Consider the following 16,628-nt stretch of genomic DNA (forward strand, 5'->3'; position numbering starts at 1 on the left):
AGTCTCATGACCGACAGCACCAGCACCAGCACGGACGCGGTCCTCGACCGCGCGCGGTTCGGTGCGGACGGGCTGCTCCCCGCCGTCGTGCAGGAGGAATCGTCGAAGGACGTCCTCATGCTCGGCTACATGGACCGGGAAGCCCTTCGCCGCACCCTCACCGAGGGACGCGTGACCTTCTGGTCCCGCTCCCGGAACGAGTACTGGCGCAAGGGCGACACGTCGGGCCACGCCCAGTACGTGCGCGGCGCGGCCTTCGACTGCGACGCGGACACGCTCCTCGTGACCGTCGAGCAGGTCGGTGCCGCGTGCCACACGGGTGCCCACCGCTGCTTCGACGTCGACCCCCTCGACCCCGTGACGGCATCCGCTCCGGCGAGCGGGGCAGTGGAGGCGACCCGATGACCACGGCGACGCTCTCCGACAAGCCGCACACCACCTCCAGACCGGAGTTCGACGCCCTGTTGGGCGACCACCGCGTCGTCCCTGTCGTGCGCGCGCTCTACGCCGACAGCGAGACGCCCGTCGGTGTCTACCGCAAGCTCGCGGACGGCCGACCCGGCACGTTCCTGCTCGAGTCGGCCGGGCAGGGCGGTCTGTGGTCGCGGTGGTCGTTCGTCGGCGTCCGCAGCTTCGGCGTGCTGACGCAGGACGGCGACCGCGCCGCGTGGATCGACACCGGGATCCCGGCGTCGCGCGCCGTCGACTCGCTCGACGGCGAACCGCTCGAGGTCCTCGCACGGCTGCACGAGCGCTGGGCAACCCCGCGCATCCCCGGCACCCCGCCGCTCGTCGGCGGCACCGTCGGGTTCATCGGGTGGGAGGCAGTCCGTCAGCTCGAGCACCTGCCGAACGTGCCCCCGGCCGACTTCGACGTTCCCGGCCAGGCGCTCTCGTTCGTGTCGGAGCTCGCCGCGCTCGACCACCGCACCGGACTCGTCCTGCTCGTCGCGAGCGTGCTGAACGACGGCACCGACGACGCCGAGACGCTCTGGTCGGACGCGCAGACCCGGCTCGACCGCATGCAGGCCGACCTCGTCACGCCGAGCATCGCGACCGTGGCCGAGGCGTTCGACATCGCCGAGCCGGACCCGACGCACCGGTCGACCCCGGCGGAGTACCAGGCCGCGGTCGAACGCTCGAAGGAGTTCATCCGCGACGGCGACGTGTTCCAGGTCGTCATCTCGCAGCGGTTCGACCACGAGGTGACGGCCGACCCGCTCGACGTCTACCGCGTGCTCCGCACCCTGAACCCGAGTCCGTACATGTACTTCCTGTCGCTGGCCGACACCGCCGGTGACCCGTTCTGGATCGTCGGCGCCTCGCCGGAGGCCCTCGTGAAGGTGCAGGCCGGGCGCGCGATCACGCACCCGATCGCCGGTTCGCGTCCACGTGGTGCGACCCCGGAGGAGGACGTCCGCCTGGGAGAGGACCTGCTCGAGGACCCGAAGGAGCGCGCCGAGCACCTCATGCTCGTCGACCTCTCCCGCAACGACCTGCAGAAGGTCTGCGAGCCGGGCACCGTGGCGGTCACCGAGTTCATGACGGTCGAGCGGTTCAGTCACATCATGCACCTCGTGTCGAGCGTCGAGGGCGCGGTGCGTCCTGGTGCCTCGGCGATCGACGTGTTCCGCGCGACGTTCCCCGCGGGCACCCTCTCCGGGGCGCCGAAGCCGCGTGCCCTGGAGATCATCGACGAGCTCGAGCCGGCCAAGCGCGGTGCGTACGCCGGGGTCGTCGGCTACTTCGACTTCGCCGGCGACGCCGACCTCGCGATCGCGATCCGCACGGCCCTCATCAAGGACGGGGTCGCGCGCGTGCAGGCCGGCGCGGGCCTCGTGGCGGACTCCGACCCCGAGACCGAGCACGTCGAGGCGATCAACAAGGCCGCGGCGCCCCTGCGTGCCGTCGCGACGGCGAACCGGATGCGCGAGGTGCGGGCGTGACGGCCCGCCGCTCCCGTCCGCTCGTCGTCGTCGCCGGACTGGCCGTCGCGGGCATCATCATGCTGTCGTGGACGCAGACGTGGTTCACGGTGCACCTGCACGCCGGTGCCGCGGTCACCTCGACGGTGGACGCCGACGGCGCGGCTGCCGTCCCGTCGTACACCGCGCTGGCGATCGCGAGCCTGGCGCTCTTCCTGGCGATGACCATCGCGGGGCGGGTCGTGCGGATCGTGCTCGCGTGCGTCGAGGTCCTGCTGGGACTCGGTGTGGTCGCGTCCGGCATCACCGCCCTCGCCGACCCGGTCGCCGCGGCCAAGGGGGCCGTCGGCGAGGTCGCCGGCGTCAGTGACCTGACCGCGGTGCGGCGCGTCGTGTCGACCGTGGACGTCACCGCCTGGCCCGTCGTCGGGATCGCCGGGGGCGTGCTCGCCGTGCTGCTCGGCGTGGTCGTGCTGTTCGTGCAGCGTTCGTGGCCGGGCCCGAGTCGCAAGTACGGTGCGGCGACCGCCGGTGCCGCCGCCCAGGCACGCGCCGCGGCACCCGTCGAGCGGGACGCCGTCGTCGACTGGGACGACCTCAGCGCCGGGGTCGACCCGACCGCTGCGGACGACACCGCGGCCGACACGGGTGCCGGTGCACCCGGGGACGACCCGGTAGGATCGAAGGGGCGCCAGTCGAACGACGGCGCCGGAGCAGAACGAGGAGCACCGTGAGCAACACTGAGCCCGCAGAACTCGGCGAAGGCCACTCGCCGGCCGCCTGGACCGCCGTCGTGATCATGCTGATCGGATTCGCGGCAGGCACGCTGTTCTTCTGGTTCGACATCGCCGCGGGCGTCTGGGCCTCCGCGGCCGTCGTGCTCGTCGGGCTCATCGTCGGCGCCGTGATGGCGAAGGCGGGCTACGGCGTGAACGGCCCGAAGTTCGTCCCCAAGCACCACTCCGAGTAGGTCCGGCATGCCGAACGTGCTCGAGACCCTCGTCGCGGGCGCGCTCGAGGACGCCGCGGCCCGTCGCGTCGACCGTCCCTACTCGGACGTCGAACGCGACCTGGACCGTGTCGCGTCCCCGCTCGACGCCCTCGAGTTCCTGGCTCCGGGCGACCGGGTGAAGATCCTCGCCGAGGTCAAGCGCGCCAGCCCGTCCCGCGGGTCGATGGCTCCGATCGAGGACCCGGCGTCCCTCGCCGCAGACTACGAGCGCGGCGGGGCGTCGACGATCAGCGTGCTCACCGAGGGGCGGAAGTTCCTCGGCAGCCTCGCCGACCTCGAAGCCGTCAAGGCCCGCGTCGGCGTGCCCGTCCTGCGCAAGGACTTCATCGCCGACCCGTACCAGGTGATCGAGGCACGCGCGGCCGGCGCCGACGTCGTGCTCCTCATCGTGGCGGCGCTCGAGCAGCAGCAGCTGGTCGAGCTCCACACCCTGGCCGAGGAGCTCGGCATGCGCGTCCTGGTCGAGGCCCACTCCGGCGACGAGGTCTCGCGTGGCCTCGACGCCGGCGCACGGATCCTCGGCGTGAACGCCCGCGACCTGACGGACTTCTCGCTCGACCGCGACCTGTTCGGATCGCTCGCCGACCGGATCCCCGACGGGGTCGTCCGCGTCGCCGAGTCCGCTGTCGCCGGTCCTGCCGACGTCTCGCACTACCGCTCCGCGGGTGCCGACGTCGTCCTGGTGGGGGAGGCGCTCGTGACGGGCGACGACCCCGCCGCCACACTCGCGTCGTTCATCGCAGCCGCCGACCGCGGCTGACGACGGCGCCCATCCCGCCCGGTTCGCCGGGCACGTCCCAGCCCGCTCCGGCGGGCGTGTTCCGGGAGACCCATCGTGACCTCACTCCGTGACCTGCACGGCCCGTACTTCGGCGACTTCGGCGGGCGGTTCGTCCCCGAGTCGCTCGTCCTGGCGCTCGACGAGCTCGAGGCGGCGTTCCGCGAGGCCTGGGCGGACCCGGCGTTCCGGCAGGAGCTGGACGACCTCCAGCGCGACTACACCGGCCGGCCGTCGATCATCACCGAGGTGCCCCGGTTCGCCAAGCACGCCGGCGGCGCCCGGATCATCCTCAAGCGCGAGGACCTCAACCACACCGGCTCGCACAAGATCAACAACGTGCTCGGGCAGGCCCTCGTCGCGAAGCGGCTCGGCAAGACCCGCCTGATCGCCGAGACCGGTGCCGGACAGCACGGTGTCGCGACGGCGACCGCGGCGGCGCTGTTCGGCATGGACTGCGTCGTCTACATGGGCGCGGTCGACACCGAGCGTCAGGCGCTGAACGTCGCCAGGATGCGACTGCTCGGCGCCGAGGTGATCCCGGTCGAGACCGGTTCGCGCACGCTGAAGGACGCCATCAACGACGCCCTGCGCGACTGGGTCGCCAACGTCGACTCCACGCACTACCTGCTCGGCACCGTCGCGGGCCCGCACCCGTTCCCCGAGATGGTCCGCGAGTTCCACAAGGTGATCGGCGAGGAAGCCCGCCAGCAGGTCCTCGACAAGGTCGGTCGGCTGCCCGACGCCGTCGCCGCGTGCGTCGGTGGCGGGTCGAACGCGATGGGCATCTTCGAGGCGTTCCTCGACGACGAGTCCGTCGCGCTGCACGGCTACGAAGCCGGCGGGGACGGCGTCGAGACCGGCCGTCACGCCGCGAGCATCACGCTCGGCCGCGAGGGCGTGCTCCAGGGCACGAAGTCCTACCTCATGCAGGACGAGGACGGCCAGACGATCGAGAGCCACAGCATCTCCGCCGGGCTCGACTACCCGAGCGTCGGACCGGAGCACGCCTACCTGGCGTCGATCGGCCGCGCGAAGTACGAGCCCATCACCGACGACGAGGCGATGGAGGCGTTCCGCCTGCTGAGCCGCACCGAGGGCATCCTGCCGGCGATCGAGTCGTCGCACGCCCTCGCCGGAGCGATCAAGCTCGGCAAGGAACTCGGCCCCGAGGGCGTCATCCTGGTGAACCTCTCCGGCCGCGGCGACAAGGACGTCGCGTCCGCCAGTCGCTACTTCGGCATCCTCGACGAGAACGCGGTGCAGCTGTGACCAACGCCCAGACGAACGCCGGCCGCACGGTCGCGACGACGATCGACACCGCCAACGCCGAGCGCGCGGGTGCCGTCATCGGCTACCTGCCCGCCGGGTACCCCGACGTGCAGACGAGCGTCGACGCAGCGGTGGCCCTCGCCGAGAACGGCGTGGACGTCATCGAGCTCGGCCTGCCGTACTCGGATCCGGTGATGGACGGCCCGGTCATCCAGCGCGCCGCAGAGGAGAGCCTGGCGAACGGCTTCCGCGTCGCGCAGGTGTTCGACGCCGTGCACCAGATCACCGAGCGGGCGGACGTGCCCGTGCTCGTGATGACGTACTGGAACCCGGTGCTCCGCTACGGGGTCGAGCGGTTCGCCGACGACCTCGTCGCCGCGGGTGCCGCCGGGCTCATCACGCCGGACCTCATCCCCGACGAGGGTGCCGAGTGGATCCGCGAGTCCGAGCGCACCGGCCTGGACCGGGTGTTCCTCGCGGCCCCCTCCTCGTCGGACGCACGCATGCAGCAGGCGGTGGAGTCGAGCCGCGGGTTCGTCTACGCCGTCTCGACGATGGGCGTGACCGGTGCTCGTGAGGGCGTCGACGTCGCGGCTCGCACCGTCGTGTCGCGGCTCCGTGACGCCGGGGTCGCACGCACGTGCGTCGGTCTCGGGATCTCGACCGCCGAGCAGGTGGGCGAGGTCCTCGAGTACGCGGACGGCGCGATCGTCGGGTCCGCCTTCGTGCGGGCGCTGGCCGACCTCGGCGTCCAGGGCGTGGCCGACCGGGCAGCGGACCTCACCACCGGCGCGCAGCGCCGCTGACGGTCACAGTTCCCACAGGAGCGCCGTCCGCGTTCCTGAAGCACGCACGTCCCGCGCTACAGTGAGCGGGGCCGACGACACGTCGGCACCGCGCCCAGCCAGTACCGAAAGGCGACAGCACCTCCATGCCCCTCCTGAGCATCCCGAGCCCGAGCACGGCCTGGCAGTACTTCGACCTCACGGCCTGGCTGCGCGACGTGTTCGGCTGGTCGCTGCCCCTCGACTTCCGCATCCACGCCTACGCGATCTGCATCCTGCTCGGGATCGTCGCGGCGGTCGTGCTCGCCAACCGCCGCCTGAACGCGCGCGGTGTCGAGCGCTGGATCATCATCGACATCGCGATCTGGGCGGTCCCGGCCGGCATCATCGGCGGTCGCCTGTTCCACGTCTTCACGCACGTCAGCGACTACTTCGGACCGGGCCGTGACCCGCTGTCCTTCCTCTACATCTGGGAGGGCGGCCTCGCGATCTTCGGCGCGCTCATCCTCGGTTCGGTCGGCGCCTACATCGGCTGCCGCCAGGTCGGCCTGCGCTTCACGGCGTTCATCGACGCCGTGGTGCCGGGTGTGCTGCTCGCCCAGGCGTTCGGTCGCCTCGGCAACTACTTCAACCACGAGCTGTTCGGCATGCCGACGAGCCTGCCGTGGGGTCTGCAGATCGAGTCCTCGAACCCGGCGTTCCCGAAGGGGCTGCCCGAGGGCACGCTGTTCCACCCGACGTTCCTCTACGAGATCATCTGGAACGTCGTCGGCGTCGTCGTGATCCTGCTCCTCGACAAGAAGTTCCGCCTGCAGTGGGGCAAGGTGCTGTCGCTCTACCTGATCTGGTACGGCGTCGGTCGCTCGGTCCTCGAGTCCATCCGCGTCGACACGAGCGAGACGTTCTTCGGCATCCGGACGAACGTGTGGATGTCCTTCGCGGCGATCCTGCTCGGCATCATCATCTTCCTCGTCCAGTCGAAGCGGCACCTCGGCAAGGAGCCGAGCCCGTACCTGCCCGGTCGCGAGCCCCGCTCGAAGTCCGGGGTAGACTCGGACGACACCTGGTCGGAGACCGACGACGACGCTCCGGCGGCCGTCGCCGACTCCGATCCGGTCACCACGAGCACCGCTGGCCGCGCCTAGGAAGCACCCCTCCTGCGTGACCGATCCCGATCGGGCACGAGTGCCAGCAGCACCTCCAGGACCCACCACAACCGGGTCCGACACCTCGCTCGCCGTCAGGGCAACTCGCTGACGGTGGGCACGGGCACCAGTCCCGCCCCTTCGGGCGGAACGCACCACCGGGCCACCGCTGTCCCTGTTCCACTTCCTCGTGAGGACGGTTCCCCATGGCGCTCCAGCCACCCCAGGCCGCAGGCCTCCTGCCACCGCACCGCCGGTTCTCGGCGGTTCCCGACGCCGCCGGCATGTACGACCCGGCGAACGAGAAGGACGCGTGCGGGCTCGCGATGGTCGCGACGCTCCGCGGCACGGCCGGTCACGACATCGTCGACGCCGCACTCGGTGCCCTGCGCAACCTCGAGCACCGCGGTGCGGTCGGCTCGGACGCCGGCACCGGCGACGGCGCCGGCATCCTGTGCCAGGTTCCGGACGAGTTCTTCCGCGCCGAGGTCCCGTTCGACCTGCCGGCGGCGGGGGAGTACGCGGTCGGTACGGCGTACCTGCCCGTCGACGAGGACGCCCGGCACGCGGTGAAGGGTGCCGTCGAGCGCCTCGCACGTGAAGAGGGCCTGCGGGTCCTCGGCTGGCGCGAGGTCCCGGTCCGCCCGGAGGTCCTCGGCACCCTGGCCCGCGCGGCGATGCCCGCGTTCGAGCAGCTCTTCGTCGCCTCGATCCGGCACGACGTGCACGGCGAGTCGTGGAGCGGCATCGCCCTCGACCGGCAGGCCTTCCGCCTCCGCAAGCGTGCCGAGCACGACGCCGAGGTGTACTTCATGTCGCTGTCGAGCCGGACCATGGTCTACAAGGGCATGGTCACGACGCTCCAGCTCGAGCCGTTCTACCCGGACCTCAGCGACGAGCGCTTCGCGTCGAAGCTCGCGATCGTGCACTCGCGCTACTCGACGAACACGTTCCCGTCGTGGCCGCTCGCCCAGCCGTTCCGCACGCTCGCGCACAACGGTGAGATCAACACCGTCCGTGGCAACCGCAACTGGATGCGAGCGCGCCAGTCGCAGCTGCAGAGCGAACTCCTCGGCGACATGGCCCCGCTGCTGCCGATCGTCAGCCCCGGTGCGAGCGACTCGGCCTCGTTCGACGAGGTCCTCGAGCTGCTCACCCTGACCGGCCGGTCGCTGCCGCACGCGGTGTCGATGATGGTGCCGGAGGCCTGGGAGAACCAGGTCGGGATGGACCCGGAGCTCCGGGCGTTCTACGAGTACCACTCGATGCTCATGGAGCCGTGGGACGGACCGGCGGCGATCACCTTCACCGACGGCTCGGTCGTCGGCGCGACCCTCGACCGTAACGGCCTGCGCCCGGGTCGGTTCCTCGTCACCGACGACGGCCTCATCGTGATGGGGTCGGAGACCGGTGTCATCGACGTGCCCGCGGGCAAGGTCGTGCGGAAGGGCCGTCTGCGCCCCGGCCGCATGTTCCTCGTGGACACCGAGGCCGGTCGCATCATCGAGGACGACGAGGTCAAGCGCGAGCTGGCGACCTCCGGCCCCTGGGGTGCCTGGCTCGAGCAGGGCCGCATCAACCTCGGCGACCTGCCGGACCGCGAGCACATCGTGCACACCCCGGCGTCGGTGACCCGCCGGCAGCGCGCCTTCGGCTACACCGAGGAAGAGGTCCGCATCCTGCTGCGTCCCATGGCGCAGACCGGTGCGGAGCCCCTCGGCGCGATGGGGTCGGACACGCCGATCGCCGTCCTGTCCCAGCGTCCTCGCCTGCTGTTCGACTACTTCACGCAGCAGTTCGCCCAGGTGACGAACCCGCCGCTCGACTCGATCCGCGAGCAGGTGATCACGTCGATGGGCATGGGACTCGGTCCGGAGCGCAACCTGCTCACCGCAGGCCCCGAGCACGCGAAGCAGATCACGCTCGACTTCCCGGTCATCGACAACGACGAGCTCGCGAAGATCCAGCACTTCGAGACCGATTCCGGCCGACACCTGACCGTGACGATCAAGGGCCTGTACCGCGTCGACGCCGGCAAGAAGGCGATGCAGAAGCGCATCGCTGCCGTGTGCGACGAGGTCGACGCCGCGATCGAGTCTGGCAAGCAGTTCATCGTGCTGTCCGACCGCGACGGCAACGCCGAGCAGGCGCCGGTGCCGAGCCTCCTGCTGCTGGCCGCGGTGCACCACCACCTGATCCGCACCGAGCAGCGCATGAAGGTCGGCCTGATCGTCGAGGCCGGCGACGTCCGAGAGGTCCACCACGTCGCGACCCTCATCGGCTACGGCGCCTCGGCGATCAACCCGTACCTCGCGATGGAGACCTGCGAGATCCTCGTCCGACAGGGCATGATCAGCGGCGTCACCCCGGAGCAGGCCGTCAAGAACGTGATCAAGGCGCTCGGCAAGGGCGTGCTGAAGATCATGTCGAAGATGGGCATCTCGACGGTGTCGAGCTACGCCGGCGCCCAGGCGTTCGAGGCCGTGGGGCTCAGCCAGGAGTTCGTCGACCGGTACTTCACCGGGACGTCGTCGATCCTCGGCGGCGTCGGCATCGAGGTCATCGCGAAGGAGAACGCCGAGCGTCACGCCCAGGCGTACCCGCAGGACGGCGCGGTGCTCTCGCACGAGCGCCTGCAGACCGGCGGCGAGTACCAGTGGCGGCGCGAGGGTCCGCCGCACCTGTTCAACCCGGACACCGTGTTCCGGCTGCAGCACGCCACACGCTCGCGCCGGTACGACATCTTCCGCGAGTACTCGAAGGCGGTCGACGACCAGTCCGAGCAGCTCATGACGCTCCGCGGCCTGTTCCGCTTCAAGAACGGTGCCCGCAAGCCCGTGGCACTCGACGAGGTCGAGCCGATCGAGTCGATCGTCAAGCGGTTCAACACCGGCGCGATGTCCTACGGCTCCATCTCGAAGGAAGCCCACGAGACGCTCGCGATCGCGATGAACCGCCTCGGCGGCCGGTCGAACACGGGCGAGGGTGGCGAGGACGTCGACCGCCTGCTCGACCCCGAGCGCCGCAGTGCGATCAAGCAGGTCGCGTCAGGGCGCTTCGGCGTCACGAGCATGTACCTGACGCACGCGACCGACATCCAGCTGAAGATGGCGCAGGGCGCGAAGCCGGGCGAGGGCGGGCAGCTGCCGCCGACGAAGGTGTACCCGTGGGTCGCGCGCACGCGGCACGCGACCGCCGGCGTCGGTCTCATCTCGCCGCCACCGCACCACGACATCTACTCCATCGAGGACCTCAAGCAGCTCATCTTCGACGTGAAGCGGGCCAACCCGTCCGCTCGCGTGCACGTGAAGCTCGTGAGCCAGTCGGGCATCGGGGCCGTGGCCGCGGGGGTGACGAAGGCCCTCGCCGACGTCGTGCTCGTGTCCGGGCACGACGGTGGGACCGGTGCCTCCCCGCTGAACTCGCTCAAGCACGCGGGCACACCGTGGGAGATCGGCCTCGCCGAGACGCAGCAGACCCTCATGCTCAACGGCATGCGCGACCGTGTGGTCGTGCAGGTCGACGGGCAGATGAAGACCGGCCGTGACGTCGTCGTCGCCGCGCTGCTCGGGGCCGAGGAGTACGGCTTCGCGACCGCGCCGCTCGTGGTCGAGGGCTGCATCCTGATGCGCGTCTGCCACCTGGACACCTGCCCGGTGGGCGTCGCGACGCAGAACCCGGAGCTCCGCAAGCGGTTCAGCGGCAAGCCCGAGTTCGTCGTGAACTTCTTCGAGTTCATCGCGCAGGAGGTGCGCGAGCTCCTCGCCGAGCTCGGCTTCCGGTCCCTCGAGGAAGCGATCGGTCACGCCGACACGCTCGACGTCGACCGCGCCGTCGAGCACTGGAAGGCCTCCGGTCTCGACCTCGAGCCGGTCCTCAAGGGCCCGCGCTTCGACGCCGACGAGCCCCGTCGCCACCAGCGCGACCAGGACCACGAGCTGGAGCAGCACTTCGACGTGCAGCTCATCCAGCAGACCTCCGACGTCCTGGAGCACGGCGGCACGATCGCGCTCGACCTCCCGATCCGGAACACCGAGCGGGCGGTCGGCACGATGCTCGGGCACGAGGTCACCCTCCGCCACGGTGAGAACGGCCTGCCGTCCGGATCGATCGACGTCACGCTGCGCGGTTCGGCCGGGCAGTCGCTCGGCGCGTTCCTGCCGGCGGGCATCACGCTGCGGCTCATCGGCGACAGCAACGACTACGTCGGCAAGGGCCTGTCCGGCGGCGAGGTCATCGTCCGTCCGGACGCCGGCTCTGGATTCGACCCGGCCGAGAACGTGATCGCCGGCAACGTCATCGGCTACGGCGCGACCCAGGGCAGCATGTTCATCCGCGGCATCGTGGGCGAACGGTTCCTGGTGCGCAACTCCGGCGCGACCGCGGTGGTGGAGGGCGTGGGCGACCACGCGCTCGAGTACATGACCGGCGGCCTCGCGCTCATCCTCGGCGAGACGGGGCGGAACCTCGGTGCGGGCATGTCCGGCGGCACGGCGTACGTGCGCGGTCTCCGGGAGGAGCACGTGAACACCGACTCGCTCGCGTCCGGCGAACTGCGGCTCGAGTCGCTCGACAGCGCCGACGTCGAGATCGTGAACGACCTGCTCGCCCGCCACGCGGCGGAGACCGGGTCGACGCTCGCGGCCGAACTGCTCGAGTCCGGTGACCTGAGCGACTTCGTCAAGGTGCTGCCGCGTGACTACGCGGCGGTGCTCGAGACACGACAGCAGGCCGTGGAAGAAGGCCTCGACCCGGACGGCGACGTCGTCTGGAACAGAATTCTGGAGGTGACCGGTGGCTGACCCCAAGGGATTCCTGAAGGTCCAGGAGCGCGAGCTCCCGGCCCGTCGACCCGTACCCGTGCGGCTCATGGACTGGAAAGAGGTCTACGAGCAGCAGGAGTCCGGCGCGCTCAAGCGCCAGGCCGGCCGCTGCATGGACTGCGGCGTGCCGTTCTGCCACCAGGGCTGCCCGCTCGGCAACCTCATCCCGGAGTGGAACGACCTCACGTGGCGCGGCGAGGGCCGCCAGGCGATCGAGCGCCTCCACGCCACGAACAACTTCCCGGAGTTCACCGGTCGGCTCTGCCCGGCGCCGTGCGAGGCCTCATGCGTGCTGGGCATCAACCAGCCGCCCGTGACCATCAAGCAGGTCGAGGTCTCGATCATCGACGAGGCCTTCCAGAACGGGTGGGTCACGCCGCACCCGCCGGAGCGACTCACCGGCAAGACCGTCGCCGTCGTGGGGTCCGGCCCCGCCGGGCTCGCCGCCGCGCAGCAGCTCACCCGCGCCGGTCACACGGTCGCCGTCTACGAGCGCGACGACCGCATCGGTGGTCTGCTCCGCTACGGCATCCCGGACTTCAAGATGGAGAAGCGCCAGATCGACGCGCGCCTCGCCCAGATGCAGGCAGAGGGCACCAGGTTCCGTGCCGGTGTCGAGATCGGTCGGGACATCACCTGGGACGACCTGAAGTCCCGCTACGACGCGGTCGTCGTCGCGACCGGCGCCACGGTGCCGCGCGACCTGCCCATCCCGGGCCGCGACCACGACGGCGTGCACTTCGCGATGGACTACCTCGTCCAGCAGAACAAGGCGAACGCGGGCACCACGGTCGACAACCAGATCACGGCTGAGGGCAAGCACGTCGTCGTCATCGGCGGCGGCGACACCGGTGCGGACTGCATCGGCACGGCCCACCGGCAGGGTGCGCTGAGCGTGACGAACCTGGCGATCGGCAAGCAGCCGCCGCTGGAGCGTCCGTCCGACCAGCCGTGGCCGATGTTCCCGACCGTCTTCGAGGTCACGAGTGCCCACGAGGAAGGCGGCGAGCGGCACTACCTGGCGTCCACCGTCGAGTTCCTGGCGAACGAGGCCGGCGAGGTCCGTGCCCTGCGCGTCGCCGAGACCGAGTACCTCGACGGCCGCCGCGTCCCGAAGGCCGGCACCGAGCGCGAGATCCCCGCGGACCTCGTCCTCATCGCCATGGGCTTCACCGGTCCGGAGACGGACACGCTCGAGCCGCAGCTCGGCCTGCCGACGACGGTGTCCGGTGCGGTCTCCCGACAGGCGGACTACTCGACCAACGAGCCGGGCGTGTTCATCGCCGGCGACGCGGGCCGTGGGCAGTCGCTCATCGTGTGGGCGATCGCCGAGGGCCGTGCCGCCGCCGCCAAGGTCGACGAGTACCTCGAGGGTTCGACGATCCTGCCGGCACCGGTGAAGGCCACCGACCGCGCGATCACGGTCTGAGGTCCGACGTGAACGCATCGGGAACCCCGACCGACCAGTGAGCGCCAGGCCACCAGCACTCGATAGGGTGCTGGTGGCCTCGCTTCGTTCCGCGCGGCCCCACAGCGCGGAAACCCAAGCACCATCCACCACCACGAAGGAATCCATTGAGACGCGCAAAGATCGTTTCGACGCTCGGACCGGCAACGTCGGAGTACGAGACCGTCAAGGAGATCATCGAAGCGGGCGTCGACGTCGCCCGCCTCAACCTCAGCCACGGTGACTACAGCGTCCACGAGGCCAACTACGTGAACGTCCGTCGCGCCGCCGAGGAACTCGGCAAGCCCGTCGCGATCCTCGTCGACCTGCAGGGTCCGAAGATCCGCCTGGCGAAGTTCGCCGACGGCCCCCACGACCTCGCGGTCGGCGACGTGTTCACGATCACGACCGAGGACGTCCCCGGCTCGAAGGAGATCTGCGGGACGACGTTCAAGGGCCTCCCGCAGGACGTGAAGCCCGGCGACCCGCTGCTCATCGACGACGGCCGTGTCCGCCTCCGCGTGCTGGACACCGACGGCGTGCGCGTCCGCACCGAGGTCGTCGTCGGCGGCACCGTGTCGAACAACAAGGGCATCAACCTGCCCGGCGTCGCCGTGAACGTCCCCGCGCTGAGCGAGAAGGACGAGGCGGACCTCCGCTGGGGCATCCGTCAGGGCGCCGACCTCATCGCGCTGTCGTTCGTGCGCAACGCCGCCGACGTCGAGCGTGCCCACGAGATCATGGACGAGGAGGGCAAGCGCCTCCCCGTCATCGCGAAGATCGAGAAGCCCCAGGCCGTCGACGCGCTCGAGGAGATCATCGACGCGTTCGACAGCATCATGGTCGCCCGCGGTGACCTCGGTGTCGAGCTCCCGCTCGAGGCGGTCCCGATCGTGCAGAAGCGCGCCGTCGAGCTCGCCCGCCGCATGGCGAAGCCGGTCATCGTCGCGACGCAGATGCTCGAGTCGATGATCTCGTCGCCGATCCCGACCCGCGCCGAGACCTCCGACGTCGCGAACGCCGTTCTCGACGGTGCCGACGCGGTCATGCTCTCCGGCGAGACCAGCGTCGGTGAGTACCCGGTGGAGACGGTCCGCACGATGGCGCGCATCGTCGAGTCGACCGAGGACCACGGCCTCGAGCGCATCGCGCCCCTCGGCACGAAGCCGCGCACGCTCGGCGGTGCGATCACCCTCGCCGCCGTCGAGATCGCCGAGTTCACCGAGGCGTCGTACCTCTGCGTCTTCACCGAGTCCGGCGACTCGGCCCGACGCATGTCCCGCCTGCGCCACGGCCTGCCGATCATCGCGTTCACCCCGAACGAGGCGACGCGGCGTCGCATGGCGCTCACCTGGGGCGTCCGCTCGTTCCTCGTGGAGCGCAAGACGCACACCGACGAGCTGTTCTCGCAGGTGGACGACGTCCTGCTCGAGAACGGCCTGGCCGCCCCCGGCGACCGCGTGATCGTGACGGCGGGGTCCCCTCCCGGCATCGAGGGGTCGACGAACGACCTCCGCGTGCACCGCGTCGGTGACGCGCACGCCGAGGCCGCACCGGCCTACGTGCGGGACTGATCCCGGCGTCCGACGTCCGACGGGGCGCGGACTGGAGGCACGGCGCAGCAGCGTCGTCGGCCGCCGGTCCGCGCCCCGTCGCGTTCTCCCTCCACACGTCGCGACCCGACGTGGTGCGTCCACAGAACGCCGTGGACCCGGCCCGACGTCGGCCGGAGGCGGCAGGATGGCCGGTGTGAGCCTCCAGACCGGACCCACGGCGCAGCGCGCCGACGTGCGCCGATGGCGCCGCTACCTCGCTGACGAACGTGCCGAGGCGGCCGTGTACCGCAACCTCGCCGCTCGTCGGTCCGGCGAGGAACGCGAGATCCTGTCCGCCCTGGCCGAGGCCGAGGGGCGGCACGAGCAGCACTGGCTCGACCTCCTCGGGGACGACGTCGGACGACCGCAGCGGGGGAGCCTCCGGACCCGGGTGCTCGCCGCACTCGCGAAACGGTTCGGGTCGGTGTTCGTCCTCGCGCTCATGCAGCGTGCGGAGGACCGCTCGCCGTACGCCGACGACGCCGACGCGACCGCGAGCATGGCGGCCGACGAGCGGATCCACGGCGAGGTCGTCCGGGGGCTCGCGAACCGCGGTCGGATGCGGCTCTCCGGCACCTTCCGGGCGGCGGTCTTCGGCGCCAACGACGGGCTGGTCTCGAACCTGGCCCTGATCATCGGTGTCAGTGCGTCCGGCGCGGATCGGCACTTCGTGCTGCTGAGCGGCATCGCCGGGCTGCTCGCCGGGGCGCTGTCGATGGGCGCGGGGGAGTACGTTTCGGTCCGGTCGCAGCGCGAACTGCTCACGGCGTCCGCCCCGCACCCCGAGGCGGGCCGGGCGGTGGCGGACCTCGACGTCGACGCGAACGAGCTCGCGTTGGTCTACCGGGCTCGGGGCATGAGCGAGTCCGACGCGCAGTCCCACGCGGACGAGGTCCTCGGCGGCGCCACCGTGACGGCTCCGGCGCCGGCCGACGACCACGAGGCGATCGGCAACGGGATGAGCGCGGCGATCTCGAGCTTCTGCTTCTTCGCCTCCGGTGCGATCATCCCCGTGCTGCCGTACCTGTTCGGACTGCAGGGCTGGGCGGCCATCGCCGTCGCGGCCACGCTCGTCGGCATCGCCCTGCTCGGCACCGGCGCGGTGGTCGGCGTGCTCAGCGGAGCGTCCCCGATCCGTCGGGCACTGCGGCAGCTCGCGATCGGGTTCGGCGCCGCGGCCGTCACCTACGGGCTCGGCCTGCTGTTCGGGACCGGGAGCGCCTAACGGCGGACCGCGGCTCGCGGCGGCAGCAGCAGGAGTGCCGCGGCCCCGACGACGATGAGCGCGATGCCGGAGAAGACCATGAACACGGTCAGCGCCAGGCCCGGCGCGACGAGGACGACCACGCCGCCCAGGACCGACAGCACCGCGCTGACGATCGTCGGGACGCGAGAGGACCCCGGGTGTCCGACGAAGCCGCCGACGAGCGAGGCGAACCCCTCGACGATGAACCCGATGCCGGCGAGCACGGCGTAGACCACGAGCGGGATCGCCGGGTCGAGCAGCGTCACCAGGCCCGCGACCCCGACGAGCGCACCCACGATCCCGGAGGTCCACCGCCAGACCGCAGGCGTGCCGTGTCCCCGCACGGCCGCGAACACGCGGAGCGCGCCGGCGACGACGAGGTACACGCCGAACAGCAGTGCGACCACGACCAGCGACGGGCGCGGCCAGACGATCGCGACCACCCCGAGGGCGATGGCGACGACCGCGGTGACGATGACGAACACGCGGAACGTGCGGACGGCACGAGAGTCCACGAGCACTCCTCCCTGTCGGACCTGCTCGTCCCGACGCTACCTCGATCGTGGCCGTCCTTCCGGAATACCCTGACGCACGTTATAT

The 16,628-nt window shown here is 71.0% G+C and carries 13 protein-coding genes; 12 read left to right on the forward strand and 1 reads right to left on the reverse strand.

Features of this window, described 5'->3' with window-relative positions:
• Window positions 1-6 precede the first annotated feature (6 nt).
• From hisI to CRP27_RS01485, 12 genes are all read left to right on the forward strand, one after another.
• Window positions 7-405 (forward strand): phosphoribosyl-AMP cyclohydrolase, encoded by a 399-nt coding sequence (gene hisI, locus CRP27_RS01430; RefSeq protein WP_097179004.1) that lies wholly within the window; start codon window positions 7-9, stop codon window positions 403-405.
• Window positions 402-1,946, forward strand: coding sequence for an anthranilate synthase component I (locus tag CRP27_RS01435; protein WP_097179005.1), 1,545 nt, complete (start codon window positions 402-404; stop codon window positions 1,944-1,946). Before hisI ends, CRP27_RS01435 begins: the two co-directional genes overlap by 4 nt.
• Complete coding sequence (locus tag CRP27_RS01440; RefSeq protein WP_097179006.1) at window positions 1,943-2,659, forward strand: Trp biosynthesis-associated membrane protein; 717 nt, start codon at window positions 1,943-1,945, stop codon at window positions 2,657-2,659. The genes CRP27_RS01435 and CRP27_RS01440 overlap by 4 nt, the downstream gene beginning before the upstream one ends.
• The gene (locus tag CRP27_RS18080) at window positions 2,656-2,895 is read left to right on the forward strand and encodes a DUF6704 family protein (RefSeq protein ID WP_097179007.1); all 240 of its coding nucleotides are present in this window, start codon (window positions 2,656-2,658) and stop codon (window positions 2,893-2,895) included. The genes CRP27_RS01440 and CRP27_RS18080 overlap by 4 nt, the downstream gene beginning before the upstream one ends.
• A gap of 16 nt (window positions 2,896-2,911) precedes the next feature.
• Complete coding sequence (trpC, locus tag CRP27_RS01450; RefSeq protein ID WP_097179588.1) at window positions 2,912-3,697, forward strand: indole-3-glycerol phosphate synthase TrpC; 786 nt, start codon at window positions 2,912-2,914, stop codon at window positions 3,695-3,697.
• A 75-nt stretch (window positions 3,698-3,772) separates the two neighbouring features.
• A complete protein-coding gene (trpB, locus tag CRP27_RS01455; RefSeq protein WP_079236146.1) occupies window positions 3,773-4,987 on the forward strand; it encodes a tryptophan synthase subunit beta in 1,215 nt (404 codons plus the stop codon).
• Window positions 4,988-5,028: 41 nt separating this feature from the next.
• A complete protein-coding gene (trpA, locus tag CRP27_RS01460; protein WP_217990689.1) occupies window positions 5,029-5,793 on the forward strand; it encodes a tryptophan synthase subunit alpha in 765 nt (254 codons plus the stop codon).
• Between the two features lie 125 nt (window positions 5,794-5,918).
• The gene (gene lgt, locus CRP27_RS01465; protein WP_097179009.1) at window positions 5,919-6,917 is read left to right on the forward strand and encodes a prolipoprotein diacylglyceryl transferase; all 999 of its coding nucleotides are present in this window, start codon (window positions 5,919-5,921) and stop codon (window positions 6,915-6,917) included.
• Between the two features lie 284 nt (window positions 6,918-7,201).
• Entirely contained in the window at window positions 7,202-11,719 is a 4,518-nt protein-coding gene (gltB, locus tag CRP27_RS01470; RefSeq protein ID WP_097179589.1) for a glutamate synthase large subunit, read from the forward strand.
• Window positions 11,712-13,169 carry a glutamate synthase subunit beta gene (locus CRP27_RS01475; RefSeq protein ID WP_079236142.1) on the forward strand — a complete coding sequence of 486 codons (1,458 nt, stop codon included), beginning with the start codon at window positions 11,712-11,714 and terminating at the stop codon, window positions 13,167-13,169. Before gltB ends, CRP27_RS01475 begins: the two co-directional genes overlap by 8 nt.
• Before the next feature lie 146 nt (window positions 13,170-13,315).
• On the forward strand, window positions 13,316-14,761 hold the full coding sequence (pyk, locus tag CRP27_RS01480; protein WP_097179010.1) for a pyruvate kinase: 1,446 nt from the start codon (window positions 13,316-13,318) through the stop codon (window positions 14,759-14,761).
• A gap of 166 nt (window positions 14,762-14,927) precedes the next feature.
• Window positions 14,928-16,007 carry a VIT1/CCC1 transporter family protein gene (locus CRP27_RS01485; protein WP_097179011.1) on the forward strand — a complete coding sequence of 360 codons (1,080 nt, stop codon included), beginning with the start codon at window positions 14,928-14,930 and terminating at the stop codon, window positions 16,005-16,007.
• Here CRP27_RS01485 and CRP27_RS01490 read toward each other — a convergent pair.
• Window positions 16,004-16,543 (reverse strand): HdeD family acid-resistance protein, encoded by a 540-nt coding sequence (locus tag CRP27_RS01490; RefSeq protein WP_176505424.1) that lies wholly within the window; start codon window positions 16,541-16,543, stop codon window positions 16,004-16,006. The genes CRP27_RS01485 and CRP27_RS01490 overlap by 4 nt on opposite strands.
• Window positions 16,544-16,628: the final 85 nt, after the last annotated feature.

The sequence above is a fragment of the Curtobacterium sp. 314Chir4.1 genome (assembly GCF_900215175.1).
Classification (GTDB): Bacteria; Actinomycetota; Actinomycetes; order Actinomycetales; family Microbacteriaceae; genus Curtobacterium; species Curtobacterium pusillum_A.

Coding starts and splice junctions, on each gene's coding strand:
- hisI (WP_097179004.1), top strand. CDS start 7: ATGACCGACAGCACCAGCACCAGCACGGACGCGGTCCTCGACCGCGCG.
- CRP27_RS01435 (WP_097179005.1), top strand. CDS start 402: ATGACCACGGCGACGCTCTCCGACAAGCCGCACACCACCTCCAGACCG.
- lgt (WP_097179009.1), top strand. CDS start 5,919: ATGCCCCTCCTGAGCATCCCGAGCCCGAGCACGGCCTGGCAGTACTTC.
- gltB (WP_097179589.1), top strand. CDS start 7,202: ATGTACGACCCGGCGAACGAGAAGGACGCGTGCGGGCTCGCGATGGTC.
- CRP27_RS01485 (WP_097179011.1), top strand. CDS start 14,928: ATGGCCGGTGTGAGCCTCCAGACCGGACCCACGGCGCAGCGCGCCGAC.